The 16,528-nt window shown below is 33.8% G+C and carries 12 protein-coding genes, 2 tRNA genes, 1 rRNA gene and 1 pseudogene; 3 read left to right on the forward strand and 13 right to left on the reverse strand.

The genetic code is table 11. The annotated features are described in order from the left end of the window. Window positions 1-109: 109 nt before the first annotated feature. The 5 genes from FYJ55_RS07950 to FYJ55_RS07970 all read right to left on the reverse strand — a co-directional run bounded on the left by FYJ55_RS07950 (window position 110) and on the right by FYJ55_RS07970 (window position 6,525). Entirely contained in the window at window positions 110-976 is an 867-nt protein-coding gene (locus FYJ55_RS07950; RefSeq protein WP_154556378.1) for a hypothetical protein, read from the reverse strand. Window positions 977-2,395: 1,419 nt separating this feature from the next. Continuing rightward, window positions 2,396-2,472: transfer RNA gene (locus FYJ55_RS07955), tRNA-Arg, on the reverse strand. A 54-nt stretch (window positions 2,473-2,526) separates the two neighbouring features. Continuing rightward, a complete protein-coding gene (locus FYJ55_RS07960) occupies window positions 2,527-4,350 on the reverse strand; it encodes an ABC transporter ATP-binding protein (RefSeq protein WP_154556379.1) in 1,824 nt (607 codons plus the stop codon). Beyond that, window positions 4,340-6,070 (reverse strand): ABC transporter ATP-binding protein, encoded by a 1,731-nt coding sequence (locus FYJ55_RS07965; RefSeq protein ID WP_154556380.1) that lies wholly within the window; start codon window positions 6,068-6,070, stop codon window positions 4,340-4,342. The genes FYJ55_RS07960 and FYJ55_RS07965 overlap by 11 nt, the downstream gene beginning before the upstream one ends. Window positions 6,071-6,099: 29 nt before the next feature. Beyond that, complete coding sequence (locus FYJ55_RS07970) at window positions 6,100-6,525, reverse strand: MarR family winged helix-turn-helix transcriptional regulator (RefSeq protein WP_158551100.1); 426 nt, start codon at window positions 6,523-6,525, stop codon at window positions 6,100-6,102. 111 nt (window positions 6,526-6,636) lie between these two features. Between FYJ55_RS07970 and rlmD the strand changes: the two genes are divergently transcribed. Both rlmD and FYJ55_RS07980 read left to right on the forward strand, forming a co-directional pair. Next, the gene (gene rlmD, locus FYJ55_RS07975) at window positions 6,637-7,932 is read left to right on the forward strand and encodes a 23S rRNA (uracil(1939)-C(5))-methyltransferase RlmD (RefSeq protein ID WP_154556382.1); all 1,296 of its coding nucleotides are present in this window, start codon (window positions 6,637-6,639) and stop codon (window positions 7,930-7,932) included. A gap of 14 nt (window positions 7,933-7,946) precedes the next feature. Then, window positions 7,947-8,032 (forward strand) — tRNA-Leu (locus FYJ55_RS07980). Between the two features lie 69 nt (window positions 8,033-8,101). Here the strand turns inward: FYJ55_RS07980 and FYJ55_RS07985 are convergent. Genes FYJ55_RS07985 through FYJ55_RS07995 form a run of 3 tightly spaced genes read right to left on the reverse strand, consistent with a single transcriptional unit; the run spans window position 8,102 to window position 11,902 of the window. Then, a complete protein-coding gene (locus FYJ55_RS07985; RefSeq protein WP_117926585.1) occupies window positions 8,102-8,392 on the reverse strand; it encodes a septum formation initiator family protein in 291 nt (96 codons plus the stop codon). A 53-nt stretch (window positions 8,393-8,445) separates the two neighbouring features. Further along, a complete protein-coding gene (mnmG, locus tag FYJ55_RS07990) occupies window positions 8,446-10,293 on the reverse strand; it encodes a tRNA uridine-5-carboxymethylaminomethyl(34) synthesis enzyme MnmG (protein WP_154556383.1) in 1,848 nt (615 codons plus the stop codon). A gap of 1 nt (window position 10,294) precedes the next feature. Continuing rightward, window positions 10,295-11,902, reverse strand: coding sequence for an oligosaccharide flippase family protein (locus FYJ55_RS07995; RefSeq protein WP_154556384.1), 1,608 nt, complete (start codon window positions 11,900-11,902; stop codon window positions 10,295-10,297). 100 nt (window positions 11,903-12,002) lie between these two features. On the opposite strand from FYJ55_RS07995, the pseudogene FYJ55_RS08000 reads away from it, so the two are divergent. Beyond that, window positions 12,003-13,498 (forward strand): annotated as a pseudogene (locus FYJ55_RS08000) (NAD(P)H-hydrate dehydratase). Here the strand turns inward: FYJ55_RS08000 and FYJ55_RS08010 are convergent. The 5 genes from FYJ55_RS08010 to rrf form a co-directional block, all read right to left on the reverse strand. Next, entirely contained in the window at window positions 13,495-14,280 is a 786-nt protein-coding gene (locus FYJ55_RS08010) for a nucleoside phosphorylase (protein WP_154556387.1), read from the reverse strand. The pseudogene FYJ55_RS08000 and the gene FYJ55_RS08010 overlap by 4 nt on opposite strands. Before the next feature lie 8 nt (window positions 14,281-14,288). Then, window positions 14,289-14,588 (reverse strand): hypothetical protein, encoded by a 300-nt coding sequence (locus tag FYJ55_RS08015; RefSeq protein WP_154556388.1) that lies wholly within the window; start codon window positions 14,586-14,588, stop codon window positions 14,289-14,291. Beyond that, window positions 14,588-14,875, reverse strand: coding sequence for a hypothetical protein (locus tag FYJ55_RS08020; RefSeq protein WP_118115009.1), 288 nt, complete (start codon window positions 14,873-14,875; stop codon window positions 14,588-14,590). The genes FYJ55_RS08015 and FYJ55_RS08020 overlap by 1 nt, the downstream gene beginning before the upstream one ends. A 9-nt stretch (window positions 14,876-14,884) precedes the next feature. After that, window positions 14,885-16,348, reverse strand: coding sequence for a DUF1846 domain-containing protein (locus FYJ55_RS08025; protein ID WP_154556389.1), 1,464 nt, complete (start codon window positions 16,346-16,348; stop codon window positions 14,885-14,887). Between the two features lie 64 nt (window positions 16,349-16,412). Continuing rightward, window positions 16,413-16,526 (reverse strand): 5S ribosomal RNA (gene rrf / locus FYJ55_RS08030). Window positions 16,527-16,528 lie beyond the last annotated feature (2 nt).

A 16,528-nucleotide genomic window follows, 5' to 3' on the forward strand; every position in this document is an offset into this window, starting at 1 on the left:
TCAAACTGTTTCTTTTTATTTGCCATTTTCTTTTGCCTTCCTTTGTCTTTGAATCATCCTCTTTCTATTGTACCACTGGCGTAAATTTTCTCTTTTTGACTAGTCCTATTTATATGCTAACATCATCGTTATGAAAAACTTCGTTAGTAGACATATCTTTTATACTCACAAAGCGTCTTTCATCTCCCCATACAGGATTATCTACGATTGAATTGATTCTTGATGGTATGGGCGGATTCTTTGTAGTAAACAATTCTCTTTCAGGACCCCAACCCCAATCATTTTCTCCTGTTTGATTTTCTAAATTTTTAATAACTACTGAAGTACCAAATATTTTAAACGCCTCTTGATAATTGATACCATCATCATATGGCAATCCACTCATTTTTTCTTTTATTTTTGTGGTATCCTCTACTACATCAAACTCTTTTCTAAGTCTCTCTACAAAATCACCTACATGATTTTTCTGTGAATACATCACGTATGTAATCTTGTCATTGAACGTATCAAGCATCATTGTAACATCGCTCATTTCTAATGCAGTTCCTTTTTTATTCATTACCATTCCGATATTCTGCATTATGGATATATTTGTTAAATTTACACCAATATATTTTATATGATTTTCTCTGATTGACCTAATTTCAGCTAGTACACTACTACTTGCAAGTAGATTTTCGCTGATATAAAAAATGACTCCTACACAATTAGGATCTTCCAAATAATGGAAACGAACATCATCAAACCAACTTTGGTCCAAAGAACCATTTCTTTGAAGTTCTCGATCATACTTATACCTTACGCCCATTAGATATAACTCCGCCATATCCAGATATACTTTCTTATAATCCTGACGGGAATAACTGATGAACAAATACGTCTCTCCTTCTTCCACTTCCGGTAATGGTGGCAGTTCACATTCGTGTATATTCCTCGATTCTTCTAACTGTTTACGAAATAATTTTAAATCAAACATATTATTCTTACTCCTTTTGTTCACTTTACTCGTTCTGTTAGAAACTTATTTTATTAAATTCTATCACAGCACTTTTTTCATTACAATATAACTGTAACACGTCAGTATGAAAGCATAAAAACACACAAATGAACGCAAGCTAAATTAAGTGACAGTTATGATTTACTTAATATCATTCATATTATCTCATGGCAAATGAGCTCAAGTAGTATATTCATTTTCCCATAAAAACAAATAGCATAAAATAACAATTCCATAAATCAACTGATTCAATATAACACAAGATAATCCACACTGATTTTATTGCAAAATTTTATCAAAAAAAATTCAAAAGACGATGAAAAACATAGAATTTTATGCATTTTCTTGAATTATTGCACCTTTATATAAAGCAGAAATAACAATATAATCCACTCTAAACAAAATCGCTTTTCGATTCCGACTGAGACCACCATTTGTCAAAGATTGCACCTAGCATTTGCCAGGTGCTTTTTTTATGCTTTATTTAAAGTATATTCTAATACTATAGTTATATCATTAAAAACAGTTTGACTTATATACACGTATATTCACCACCATAATTCGCAAAAAAATCGCAAAAAATTTTCAATCCTCATTAAAAAACGGATCCTATTTTGAAGTGAACCCATTTACTACATTTTATATCTAAAGTGATATCTCTAATTGTATACTATTATTTTACGCTTACATATATATAATAAATTTATTCACACCATTTTCTGTTTATCAATAAAAAAGGATTCCGTTTTGGAATCCTTTTTCGGGTCTTTTTCGGGTCCTAAATTCTATTTTCGGGTCTTTAATCGGGTCTTTTCTAGATGTATCTGTATCAATCTTCAACAGTATACATCCATTTAATATCCTTTATGTAAAGCTTTTATTGACATTCAACCTATTTATAACAATTTTTAATTTGAATTATTATTCTTCATGTGAAGGAAAACAAGAACCACTTCATTCTAAAAATATAAATATAATGTCATTTGCAGTGACAAACTAATATTCCAATTATTCCATTTATCATCACTAAGAAAACTAAAATCTGATTTACTTAAAAGTGACAAATCAAAGATCTAAAAAGTGCTCACTCATATGTGCCTATATTAAAGGAGCACAATATAAAAAAGATTAAATTCATTCATCAAATCAAGATACGCTAAGCATGAAACCAACTAGCAAAGCTTTTTCCAATTCTAACATACTTTAAACACTTTTTAAGACGCATCATTATTGAATCGGTATAATTTATAGTTGCAACTATAATTAGTCGCATAGCATCATTTAAGCTGCTATTTTCGCAATTGTTCTTACCACTTTTTTTAAAAGGTTTTCAAAAAGGTTTTCAAAACTATCTATAAATAGCAAAAAAGCCTTTATATAAAGGCTTTATTCACAAGATGGCGTCGACGGAGGGATTCGAACCCCCGACCGTGCGCTTAGAAGGCGCATGCTCTATCCAGCTGAGCTACGTCGACAACGCATATATTTTATAACATAACCGAAATATATGCAAGCCAAAATTTAAATATTTAGTCTAATTCAAAAGCACCCGTGTACAATTGATAGTATTTACCCTTTTGTTTCAACAAGTCCTCATGATTACCACGCTCAATAATATGACCTTGTTCTAACACCATGATCGCATCACTATTTTGGATAGTTGAAAGTCTATGTGCAATCACAAATACTGTTCTTCCTTCCATCAACTTATCCATACCTTCCTGAACGATTCTTTCTGTATGTGTATCTATGGAACTTGTTGCTTCATCCAAAATCAAAACAGGAGGATTGGCAACAGCTGCACGTGCAATGGATAAAAGTTGTCTTTGTCCTTGCGATAAAGATTCTCCACCTGCATGAATCATTGTGTCATAGCCATGTTCTAAGTGTTTAATAAATTCATGCGCATTCGAAAGTTTACTAGCCGCAATACACTCTTCATCACTCGCATCTAAACGACCATAACGAATATTATCCATAATGGTACCGGTAAATAAGTTTGTATCCTGTAATACAATACCCAATGATTTTCTAAGATCTGCTTTCTTGATTAGTTTTACATCAATACCATCATACGTAATGGAACCCGATTGAATATCATAAAAACGATTGATTAGATTCGTGATTGTTGTTTTACCAGCACCCGTAGCTCCTACAAAGGCAATCTTTTGTCCTGGCTTCGCAAATAGAGAAACATCAAATAAAATCTGTTTATCTGGATTATAAGAGAAGTTCACATTTTCAAAACGAACATCTCCACGAAGTGGAACCAATTCATCTTGTCCATCTTTTCTTGGATGATGCCAAGCCCAGTGATCATGATCAATTTGTTCTAAAGTCACGATACCATCATCCACTTCACTTTCCGTATCTATGATTTCATAAACACGCTTAGCTCCTGCATCTGCCATTATTACTGCATTTAGTTGCATACTAATTTGTCCAATTGGATTTGTGAAACTACGATTTAATTGTAAGAAAGCGGCAATGCCACCTAATGTTAATCCTGCAATATGATTTAGGGCAAAGATAGAACCAACTACCGCAACAAGTACATAAGAAATGTACCCAATATTCATTACGACTGGCATTAAAACGTTCGCAAACGTATTCGCATTGGCACTTGCTTCAAACAACGCATCATTTACTTGATCAAAATCTTTGATACTTTGTTCTTCATGCGTAAAAACTTTAATGACTTTACTTCCTTCCATCATTTCTTCAATAAAACCATTTTCTACACCCAATTGTTTTTGCTGGGCAATAAAGTATTTACCTGATTTTGCCGAAATCTTTTTTGAAGTATACACCATCAATAAACCACATGCGATTGTTAAAACAGCCAATGGAACATTTAAGATAAACATAGAAATCGTAACTGAGATAATCGTCATTAAAGATACAATAACCTGAGGTATACTTTGAGAAATTAGCTGTCTTAAAGTATCCGTATCATTTGTATAAACAGACATGATATCCCCATGTGCATGTGTATCAAAGAAGCGCAATGGCAATGTCTGCATATGTTCAAACAATTCATCACGAATATGTTTTAAAGTACCCAATGAAATTGTTACCATTATACGATTAAATCCATACGTAGCTAAAATACCCACACCATAAATTATTGCCAATTCCATTAATGCATTGAATAAAGGAATATAATTTGGAACTGTTTGTGATAATAACGGAACAATATAATCATCAATCAAGCTCTTTAAAAACATGCTTCCATATACATTGGCGATACTAGATACAATGATCAATACAAGCACAATAAAACTTTCAATTTTATAAGAAGTGATTGTTTCTTTAATAACTCGCTTTAAACTATTTGTATCTCTATTGTTCATCAAAATCACCTCCATTATTTTGTGCTTCAAACGTTTCTTTATACATCGCATTTGATTTTAATAATTCTTCATGCGTACCTAAACCAGAAATTTTTCCATCGTCAATCACAAGAATCTGATCTGCATCTTGAATGCTTGAAACACGCTGCGAAATAATGATTCGAGTTGTATGTGGAATCTTCTCTAAGAATGCTTGTCGAATCAAAGCATCGGTTTTTGTATCCACGGCACTTGTAGAATCATCTAAAATCAAAATTTTAGGACTCTTTAGTATAGCTCTTGCGATACACAAACGCTGTCTTTGTCCACCCGAAACATTCGTACCACCTTGCTCAATATACGTATCATATTTATTTGGCATCAACTGAATAAATTCATCCGCCTGTGCTAATTTACAAGCTCCCATGATCTCTTCATCTGTCGCATTTGGATTACCCCAACGCATATTCTCTTTGATTGTTCCCGAAAATAAAACATTCTTTTGTAGAACCATGGCCACATTATCACGCAATACTTTTAAATCATAATCACGAACATCCATTCCCGCTACTTTAACACTCCCTTGTGTTACATCATATAGTCTTGGAATCAATTGCACTAAACTCGATTTACTAGATCCCGTTGCTCCAAGAATTCCTAGTGTTGATCCTGAAGGAATGTGCAAATCAATATGACTTAAAATATCTTCATCATTTCCATAATGAAATGAAACATCTTCAAAATCAATGGTTCCATTGGCCACAGTTTGAACTCCGTTTTCTGGACTGGTTAAATCGGATTCTTGATTTAATACTTCGGCAATACGTTTTCCACTCGCAATCGACATTGTCACCATGACAAAAACCATACTCATCATCATCAATGACATCAAAATACTTGCAGTATATGTAAATAAAGACATCAATTCTCCGGTTGTCATATTTTGAGCCACAATTTGATGAGCTCCTAACCACGAAATCAAAAGAATTGTGCCATACATACAAAGCTGCATAACAGGCGAGTTAAACACTAAGATTTTTTCCGCTTTACCTTGAATACTAAAAATAGCCTCACTTTCATTACGGAACTTTTCAATTTCATGATCCTTACGAACAAAAGATTTCACGACACGAATGCCTAGAATATTTTCTTGAATACTCGCATTTAAAAAATCATAGCGAGAAAATAATCGACTAAAGATGGGACTTACAATAAAAATAATTCCAAACAAAACGACTCCCAAAAATAAAACCGCAACCACAAAAATCATTGCCATTCGTATATTAATGATAAAAGCCATGATCAAAGATGCGATTAACATCAATGGTGCACGAACACAAACACGAATCATCATCTGATATGCATTTTGTATATTTGTCACATCCGTCATCATACGTGTGATTAAACCACTTGTTGAATAAGCGTCAATATTTGAAAAAGAAAAGTTTTGAATATTACGATACTCTGCCTTTCTTAAATTTTTCGCAAAACCACTTGATGCGATTGCCGCATGCTTTCCACTTTTAGCACCAGCCCATAAAGATACAAAGGCTGCCACCAACATTAAAGTCCCATAAAACCAAATTGAACCCATATTTCCTTTTTCAATACCATTATCCACTAATAATGCCATCAAAAATGGAATAAACACTTCAAGTATGGCTTCAATTGAAACATAAACCGGACTCAATAACGTATCCTTTTTATATTCTTTAACTTCATTCAATAAAGTCTTGACCATAATAAACCTCCATTATTCTAAACCTTCAATTATTCTAAATTTTCAGCTAGCTCTTTTAAGATTTCTAACAATTGCACCTTCTTCTCGTCACCTAAGACATTTCCAAATCTAGATTCCATTGTACGAATCTGCTTCACGATATCTTCATGAAGATCCTGCTCTTTTTGAGTCAACACAATTGCACGAACTCTTTTATCCTTTTGATTCAATTTTCTTTCAATAAAACCCTTCTGTTCCAAGCGATTTAAAATCCCTGTAACTGTGGGATTCGAAATATGAAAATGTTCCTCAATATCTCTTTGAATGACTGGATCCTTATCCGTAAAATGTAGATATCCTAAGACGTCTTGTTGAGATTTAGTTAAATCATATTTTTTTAAACCTTCATTCATATGTTTGTCCATTTTTTTCTTGATTAAACTAAAATAAAAACCAATCTCATTATTGTCACACATTTTCCTCACCATCATTTCCATAGCATGCTATATATTTACATAGTACGCTATATATATTACTATAATAATTCCATTTGTCAATTCTTGGTTTTTTAGATATCATAAATATGTATGAAAAAAAATGAAGAATATATTGTAACATGTATTGATGATACAGATTTAAATAGTGGTGTTGTAAAAATTGACGATATGGTTGTCTTTGTGCCAAACTTATTGATTGGTGAAAAGGCAAAAATCAAAATCGTAAAAGTCAACAAAAAATATGCTTTTGGCATTATTACTCAACTTTTAGGACCAAGTATAAATCGTCAAGAACTTACTTGTGAAGTTGCCAAAACATGTGGTGGGTGCCAACTTCAATACATGAAATATGCCTATCAATTAGACTATAAATATAAACATGTTAAAAAACTTTTTGAAGATATTGAAGTCAAGCCAATACTAGGTATGGATTCTCCTTGGTACTATCGTAACAAAGCACAGTTTCCGGTTAAAATTAAAGATGGTAAAGTCCAAATGGGTTTTTATCGTCAACATTCAAATGACGTTGTGACATGTAAAGCATGCAAGATTCAAGATTTTACAATCAATGAAATCTTTGGCTTCATTCAAAAACATATCACAATTGAAATGGCAGAAGGCTTACGCCACATCTTTATCCGCCACTCAAGTACAGATGAAATTCAAGTGGTATTTATTGGTAAAAATGAAAAGAATGTTTTTTCTTTGTCTAAACTATTAAAAAACACATTCTCAAACATCACAAGTATTGTATTTAACTACAACACACGAAATGACAACGTGATCTTAGGTGATACATATAAAGTCTTATATGGAAACGACTACATCATTGAAAAATGTTTGGGTAACAAAGTGAAACTGCACTTTAAATCCTTCTTCCAAGTCAACCCTATACAGATGGAAGTTTTATACAATCAAGCCATTAAAGCCGCTAATCTTTCTGGAAACGAAACATGCATTGATATGTATGCAGGCACAGGTACCATTGGTATGGCTGTCAGTAAACATGCAAAAAGCGTGATTGGTGTTGAAATCGTTAAAGAAGCCGTTGATAATGCCAACGAAAATACAAAAATGAATCACCTTGATAATTGTCACTATGTATGTCAGGATGCCACAGATTTTGCACACGAACATAAAAACGATAAAATTGATGTCGTCTTTATTGATCCACCAAGAAAAGGAATGACAGAAAATGGAATCCAAGATACGGTGACCATGCAGCCCGAAAAGATTATATATGTTTCTTGCAATCCTAAAACGTTATCACGAGATCTAAAAATTTTTAAAAATTATGGATACCAATGCGAATACGTTCAACCTGTAGACATGTTCTGTCAAACAACCGGACTTGAATGTGTTGCCAAGCTTGTTAAAATAGTGTAATATTTAAACAATATGAGGCCGTGGTGGAATTGGTAGACACGCTACTTTGAGGGGGTAGTGAGTAACGCTCGTGTGCGTTCAAATCGCATCGGCCTCACCATATAGATATAAAAAGTGCTTCGGCACTTTTTTTATTTTCCACACAAAAAAACTAGACCAAACGGCCTAGTTAGTCTTTACTTGGAAATTTAAATACTTGTTCCCCCTCTTTTGTCACTAAGTATTTTCCACGCGCAATATATTCAACATAATCTGGATTTGTCAGATTCTGTTTTGCCTTCTCCAATTCTTTCTTTTTAGAAGACAATTCTTTTTTTTCTTTTTCCTTTTGAACAATACTCGACTTTAACTCATGCGTCATTGACAATTGCTGCAAACCACCCATGATTAAAAAGCCAGACATAACCAGCATTGCGATATACACAAAGAAATGTTGAACTTTTTTTCGTTTTCCCTTCATATTTTTATCCCCTTTTTACTATAGCATATAATAGAAAACGATTTCAATGTAAATTATTTCACACGCATAGCTAAAATCGCAATATCACTAGGATTTATACCAGAAATACGACTTGCTTGTCCTAATGTTAAAGGCTTGATAGCTGTTAATTTTTGTCTTGCCTCCAAAGATAAATTATCCATATTTTCATAATCCAAATTGATTGGAAGCTTCATTTTTTCCATCTGTTGTAAATGTTTCGCATCGCGCTTTGCCTTGGCAATATAACCAGCATACTTTGTCTGGATCTCAATCTGCTCATTGATTTGAGTTTCATAATCCAATCCCGTATATTTTGCCAAGCCCTTAACTGTAATTTTTGGACGTTTAATTAAATCCAATGCACTACATCCATGTGCCAATGGATCAAAACCCAAGCTATCAAGATATTCATTGACTTCACTATTCGGTTTAATATGTGCATTTGAAAGTTCTTCTCGAGCAACCTCAATATCATCCATCTTCTTTTTATATGCATCATATCTTTCTTGTGAAACCAAACCAATTTCATAGCCTTTTTCAAGCAATCTTTGATCCGCATTGTCATGACGTAGCAACAATCTATATTCCGCTCTTGAAGTTAATAAACGATAAGGTTCCTTTGTTCCTTTTGTACATAAGTCATCTAACATGACACCAATATATGCTTCATCACGACGAAGAACAAATGGTTCTTTACCATCCACTTTCAATGCCGCATTCGCCCCAGCCATCAATCCTTGACCAGCCGCTTCTTCATATCCGCTCGTACCATTGACCTGTCCTGCCGTAAATAAATTCTCAACAATTTTATTTTCCATATTCGGCTTCATCTGAAGTGGATCAATCGCATCATATTCAATCGCATACGCATATTTTTCAATCACACAATTTTCAAGTCCCGGCAAAGAATGAACCATCTTTTCCTGTACATCAATAGGCATTGATGTTGAGAATCCCTGAATGTAAATTGTATCTAATTCTTTAGATTCAGGCTCTAAGAAAAGCTGATGTCTTTCTTTATCCGCAAAACGAACCAATTTATCTTCAATACTTGGACAATAACGAGGCCCTACCCCTTTTACTAACCCAGAATACATTGCAGAATCATGCAAATGTGTATGAATGATTTCATGTGTTTCTGGCTGTGTATAAATTAAATGGCAAATCTCTTGTTTTTCAAAAGGCAATACATCCTCTTGTTTTGTTGTTTCACTAAAGCGTAAAAATTGATTTGTCCCTGGTTGTGGTTCTGTCTTTGAAAAATCAATTGTATCCATTTTAATACGAGCTGGTGTTCCCGTCTTTAAACGGAAAGTTTTAATTCCAGCCTCACGCAATGATTCTGACAACGTATTAACCGTCCTTTGATCTTCTGGACCAGAAACAGTGGAAGTATGTCCTCTTAAAACATTACTTGCCATATAAGTACCTGTTGTCAAAACAACCGTCTTACTTTCAATAAATGTTCCATCTTCTAACTCAACACCACAGGCTTTTCCATCCTTGATTACAACAATTTTACATGCTGCCTCAATAATATCTAAATTATCCTGTTCTTCCAATACCTTTTTCATAAAACGTTTATAAGCAATCTTATCGCTTTGAACACGCAAGCTCCAAACTCCAGGTCCTTTTGTCGTATTCAACATCTTAAACTGTAAAGCCGTTTTATCTGCCGCAACAGGCATCATACCACCCAAAGCATCAATTTCACGAACTACGATTCCTTTTGCCGGTCCTCCTACACTTGGATTACACGGCATCGAACCAATCATATCTTTACTTAACGTTACGATAGCCGTTTTTTTATTCATTCGACTCGCCGCTAAACAAGCCTCAATTCCGGCATGTCCAGCTCCAACAACTACTACATCATACATTTTATACACCCGATTTCTTTCTTAGTTGAAAGTGAAAAATACTTTGTGGAACTTTTAAATACAAAGTAACTACCACATATACAATTACACTTAATAAACCATTTAAACACATCTTGAACAAACATGAAAGTTTTGATCCTTCAACACCATACAATCCAACTTTAGATAGAAGTATTGAAGTAATCCATAACGCGAACAATCCAATCAAAATACGCACTACAATAATTGAAGTTTTACGATATGAAATGTTGTATACATCTTGAATCTCTTTTAAATTTTTATAAATGATATATCCTGTACCAATAAAGCTTGAAATAACTGCACCCGCGATCCCCATGATCCATACAAATGGAATCAAAAGTACTCCTTTGATCAATACACCAATCGCGAGATTTTTTAATACATTTTTTCTTAATTCCAAAGAAACCATTAAATTCGTAACTAACGGAGCTAATGTAGATAAGAAACCTTCCAAAGCCATCCATTGTACAACGAATGTACACAATTCTAAGTTTTCGGAATAATATAACGTGTAATTCAATGGTCCTGCATACGCAAAAATACAAAACGATACAGGAATAGCTACATATAAAACAACGTTGATACTATCCAACACATTTTTCTTCACTAACTTATAATTTTTCTTTGACAAAGCCTCTGAAATATGCGGAATTATCGCTGTCGCAAAACCAGGACCCAAAATCATTGGGATCGCATTTAATTTACCTGCCACATAGTTTGATGCAGAAATAACAGTCGTTGTATCTTCGGCATTATAATGCATCTTTAATCCTGTAGGAAGTAAGAAACCATTAAATACCTGGTCAATATTTCCTAAAATCGCAACCACTAAATAAGGAATAGCTAGGATAAGAATTTCTCTGAAGATTTTCTTAGATGAATGAGAACGTGTCGTTTGTCTTTGTACCATTTCATCCACTACACATTGGTGTTTACGATCAAAATACGCAAATTGAGCAATTGCCGCAATCGTTGCCACTGAAGTTGACATAACCGCCGCATATAATGCATACTTTTTATCCCAGCCAAACGCATAGACTACAAGGCATGCTGCACTTAGTAAAAAGGCAACGCGGAATACTTGTTCAAAAGCTTGTGAAAAAGCATATTCTTCCATTTCTTTTAAGCCTTGATAATATCCTCTAAATGCAGATAATACAGGAACAAGAAAAATCGCTAGAGATAATATTTTTAAACAGTTTGCCATGATATCGGCATTTTTGGCTACCATAGCTGGTGCAATCACATTCGATAAAGTAAATAAGAGGGTCATTCCAACAAATCCCGTTAAGCCTAAAACCGCAAAAGCAATTTTCTTAACCAGAATAACACTTTTCGCATCTTCTAAAGCAATATAACGAGCTACTAGTGTGGCTACCGCAAAAGGGACTCCCGACTGAAATATCGTCAATAAATACGCATATATATTATAAGATTGTGCATATACAGACTGATACGCTTCCGATTGAAGTATATATGAAAATGGAATTGTATAAGCCAATCCAATTAGTTTTGATACGAATAGACCGCCTGTTCCGATCAGGCCGCCAACAATAATCGACTTTTTGGCCGCTGAAGTTTTCGACATAAAATAAATACCCCCAATTTCATAATTATAACATACATCCTTAAAAGTATTATGATTTTTTATATATTAAGAGTATAGTAAAGATAAGGAGTGTGAGATTATGTATCCAGCCTTTATACATACGCAAACTACGGCTCGAAACATTGATCATGCAGCCATCAAAACATACCAGATTCCAAGTTTGATTTTGATGGAACATGCAGCTTTAAAATCAGCCGAAATTATTGAACAAATCGCAAATACAAACCAATCTATCTGCATTCTTTGCGGTCCTGGAAATAATGGTGCCGATGGATTAGCAATCGCAAGACTTCTACAGCCTAAATATCCAAATCTATATGTTGTGGTTCCAGAAATTAAAAAAATGTCTGAAGATGAAAAAATTCAATTTCAAATGATACAAAATTTAAAAATCCCATTCAGCCAAAATCTTCCTAATGTCACTTATGACATTTATATCGATTGCCTTTTTGGCAATGGATTATCTAGAGATATTACTGGATTTTATAAAACTATGATCCAAAATGTAAACACATCTCATTCAACCATTATCAGTATTGATATGCCTAGTGGCATTGATTCCACTATGGGAAATGTTCTTGGATGCGCCATTCATGCAGATTATACGATTAGTTTAGATTGCTATAAACAAGGGCAATGGCTAAATGAAGGAAAAAATCATTGTGGCAAATTATATCTCGTAGATATCGGAATTCCTCAAATTCTTCATCAAAAATGCATGGACAAAATTAAAATATTAAATGAGGAGGATATTCATCTTCCAAATCGCCCATTGAATGCACATAAATCAACTTTTGGAAAAGCCCTAATGATTGGCGGAAGTCAAAACATGCATGGTGCAATCCATATGGCAAGTCTTAGTGCTTATAAAAGTGGTATTGGGACTCTTACTTTGATGGTTCCAGAATGTATTTCTAATGTTCTCGCAATCAAATCCGATTTTTATATGCTTCTTCAATGTGCCGATCGCAATGGTATATTTAGTTCTAAAGCGATTGATTTGTTGAAACAAAATATTAACAATTATTCAATTATTTCAATTGGAAATGGCATGCAAAAAAACAACATTACTATCGCTTTAGTTGAACAAGCTTTAAAGAGTGACAAAAAAATAGTACTTGATGCCGATGCATTATGGGCTGCACAAAAGAATATTGAATTATTAAAACGGAGTGAAACCACAATTTTAACTCCGCATATAAAGAAATGTCCGATTTAACAGGTATCCATGTTTCAACCATTTTATCAAATCCATTCGAAGTGGCTCGCGACTTTTCAAAAGAATATCCAAGCTGTGTACTAATACTAAAATCAAGTCAAACCTATATTGCCCATCAAGGCAATGTCTATGTTTTAGATGCACAAAATGCAGGTCTGGCAAAAGGTGGCAGTGGAGATATTTTATGTGGTATTGTCGTTGCGATGCTTGGACAGTGCAAAGATAGTTTACAAGCGGCTCTATGTGCTACCTATATTCATTCGCAAAGTGCTAAACTTGATATAGATTCGGCAAGTTTCATGCCAGAAGATATTATCAACAATATTCCAAACACATTAAAAAGGCTGAGATCCTAGTGATTCTCAGCCTCATCTTTTTGTATCAAATTTTTCAATGTTAAAACAGCACATTTCATTAATGGTTTTAAATCATGATTTTGAATGTTTGATAATCCTGCTTTTTCTCGTTCTTGATTCGCTAAACATAAAAACATAGCTCCACTACGAACATGACGAGTTTGTCCTACGATAAACACAGTACTTGATTCCATTTCCGAAGCCAAACAATCCAGTCTGCAATACGCATCCCATTTGTTTTGCAACTCTTGATAAACTGGCATTGTTTCCGGTGCATGCTGACCAAAAAAAGAATCCTTACTTTGAACAACACCTACATGATAAGGAAGATTAAGTTTATTTGCACTTTCGACTTGCGCACTTAAAACTTCAAAATTAGGAACAGCTGGAAATTCGATGGGTGCATATTCACGTGTTGTACCTTCTTGGCGAATAGCACCACTTGCAATTACAATATCTCCACCTTGAACATCAAGACACACACCACCACATGTACCTACACGTAAAAAGGTATGACACCCTAGTTGAATAAGCTCTTCCATTGCGATTGCAGTACTAGCTCCACCAATACCCGTTGAAACCACGCTGCATAATACTCCATTAATATAGCCAGAATATGTAACATATTCACGATTGTCTGCAACAAAATATGCATCATCTAAATAAGATGCGATATCCTTTACTCTTTTGGGATCCCCCGTTAAAATAACATAATCTCCAACACCATTTTCCTCTAATTGAGTATGATATTGTTTATTTGAACCTTCTGTGTAATCAATCATAATATTTCCTAGAAAGATTGGAATTGTAAATAGTAGACATTTGGATGAAACATTGTCGTATTAAAGCTATAAGCCTGACAATCATCATTTTCTCCATCCCAGTCATTATTCAATTTTGATAATAAATCATGGATTTCATCTTCACTCAAATCACTTGTCGCATAAAACTCCATACAACCAGCTAAACTCGGCTGTAATCGACTTGGAGAATAAGACATCTTTGAACAAATTTCATTCAATGCATTTTGTACAACTTCAACAACAGCATCATCTTCTTTGTCAACAACCACATGCAATCTTATCTTCATTATGCATTCACCTTATCTACTACATAATTACATAATTTTTTTAAGTTTGTATCATTAGACAAAGTGATAACTTTACCCAAGCTTAAATTCAATGCTGCAATAACGGGTTCACCATTATCCATCAATACATTTAAAGTACCCGTAGTATTTTCATAATATACATCAAACAAATAACTTTGTTTTCCGTTATCTTCTTTCTTTTCTCTTAAATCAAAATGGAAAGCATCCTTATTTTTTAAAATAATACGAACAGCTCCTGCTCCAGAGCTAGGAATTGATTTTGCCATAGAAACCTCCTACTTTTTATTAGCATCATATGTAATCATAATGCCTAAATTTGCATAAATACTTAAATCTACATCCGCAACATCACAAGTCACATGAGCCTGCATACCATTTAATTTTGGTAACATAGCTAATGCTTTCTTTGCATCTTCACTATGCAAAGCAGAAACAGATAACGCAATTAAAATTTCATTTGAATGCAGTCTTGGATTTACCGAACCAAGATATTCTGTTTTTAAGTTTTGGATAGGTAAAATAGCTTCTGGTGAAATTAAAACTTTCTTTTTATCAATTCCTGCAAGATGTTTTAATACATTCATTAAAACAGCTGAACAAGCACCCATTAAATTCGTTGTTTTTCCTGTAATAATTGTTCCATCATCTAATTCAATTGCACCAGAGAAAGTATGAGTTTGTTCTTCTTTTTTTCGTGCAGCCACAACACAAGGACGATCTAATTCTGTAATACCCGCTTTGTTCATAACAACTTCTTGTTTTTGGACTTCTTCATATGAACATAGTTCATGCGCATATCTTGTTTTACTTACAAAATAACGACGAATTATTTCCTGGTTACTTGCATTACAACATACTTCATCATCACTAATACATAAACCCGCCATATTTACACCCATATCTGTTGGACTTTGATAAGGACTTGAACCATATATTTCTTCAAAAATGTTCTTTAGAACAGGAAAAATCTCAATGTCACGATTATAGTTAACTGCTACTTCATTGTAAGCCTGTAAATGGAATGGGTCAATCATATTTACATCTGCCAAATCTGCAGTTGCAGCTTCATAAGCCAAATTTACAGGATGATTCAAAGGTAAATTCCAAATAGGGAAGGTTTCATATTTTGCGTATCCTGCTTTAATACCATGTTTATGTTCATGATATAACTGTGATAAACAAGTAGCCATTTTACCGCTACCAGGACCTGGAGCTGTCACAACAACTAAAGGTCTTGTTGTCTTAATATAATCATTCTTTCCAAATCCAGAATCCGAAATGATTTTTTTAGTATCTGTTGGATATCCTTCAATAAAGTAGTGGAAATATACGTCAATTTTTCTACGTTTCAAACGAGCTTTAAATAAATCAACTGCTTTTTGACGATTATATTGTGTTACAACAACACTTCCAACATATAATCCTCTTTGTGTAAATTCATTGATCAAACGTAAAACATCTTCTTGATATGTAATTTGTAAATCTGAACGAGTTTTATTTTGTTCAATATCATTAGCATTAATGACAATGACAATTTCAGCATCATCTTTTAACTGCATCAACATTTGTAATTTTGAATCTGGCGAAAATCCAGGTAATACACGAGAAGCATGATAATCATCAAATAATTTTCCACCAAACTCCAAATATAATTTATCTCCAAATTGAGAAATTCTTTCTTTAATATGCTCTGACTGCATTTCTAAATATTTTTGATTATTAAATCCAATTTTTTTCATAATTTCAATCTCCATACAACTCATGATTTTACAATAAAACTACAAAAAAGGCAAAAAAAAAAGGACCCGGCAGCTAGCTATCTTCGCAGGGGCAAGCCCAACTATTGTCGCCGTGAAAGTGCTTAACTTCTGAGTTCGGGATGAGTTCAGGTGTGTCCACTTTGCTATCGCCACCGGATC

The organism is Holdemanella porci, assembly GCF_009696075.1.
Lineage (GTDB): Bacteria > Bacillota_I > Bacilli_A > Erysipelotrichales > Erysipelotrichaceae > Holdemanella > Holdemanella porci.

Coding starts and splice junctions, on each gene's coding strand:
- FYJ55_RS07950 (WP_154556378.1), bottom strand. CDS start 976: ATGTTTGATTTAAAATTATTTCGTAAACAGTTAGAAGAATCGAGGAAT.
- FYJ55_RS07960 (WP_154556379.1), bottom strand. CDS start 4,350: ATGAACAATAGAGATACAAATAGTTTAAAGCGAGTTATTAAAGAAACA.
- FYJ55_RS07965 (WP_154556380.1), bottom strand. CDS start 6,070: ATGGTCAAGACTTTATTGAATGAAGTTAAAGAATATAAAAAGGATACG.
- FYJ55_RS07970 (WP_158551100.1), bottom strand. CDS start 6,525: ATGTGTGACAATAATGAGATTGGTTTTTATTTTAGTTTAATCAAGAAA.
- rlmD (WP_154556382.1), top strand. CDS start 6,637: ATGAAAAAAAATGAAGAATATATTGTAACATGTATTGATGATACAGAT.
- FYJ55_RS07985 (WP_117926585.1), bottom strand. CDS start 8,392: ATGAAGGGAAAACGAAAAAAAGTTCAACATTTCTTTGTGTATATCGCA.
- mnmG (WP_154556383.1), bottom strand. CDS start 10,293: ATGTATGATGTAGTAGTTGTTGGAGCTGGACATGCCGGAATTGAGGCT.
- FYJ55_RS07995 (WP_154556384.1), bottom strand. CDS start 11,902: ATGTCGAAAACTTCAGCGGCCAAAAAGTCGATTATTGTTGGCGGCCTG.
- FYJ55_RS08010 (WP_154556387.1), bottom strand. CDS start 14,280: ATGATTGATTACACAGAAGGTTCAAATAAACAATATCATACTCAATTA.
- FYJ55_RS08015 (WP_154556388.1), bottom strand. CDS start 14,588: ATGAAGATAAGATTGCATGTGGTTGTTGACAAAGAAGATGATGCTGTT.
- FYJ55_RS08020 (WP_118115009.1), bottom strand. CDS start 14,875: ATGGCAAAATCAATTCCTAGCTCTGGAGCAGGAGCTGTTCGTATTATT.
- FYJ55_RS08025 (WP_154556389.1), bottom strand. CDS start 16,348: ATGAAAAAAATTGGATTTAATAATCAAAAATATTTAGAAATGCAGTCA.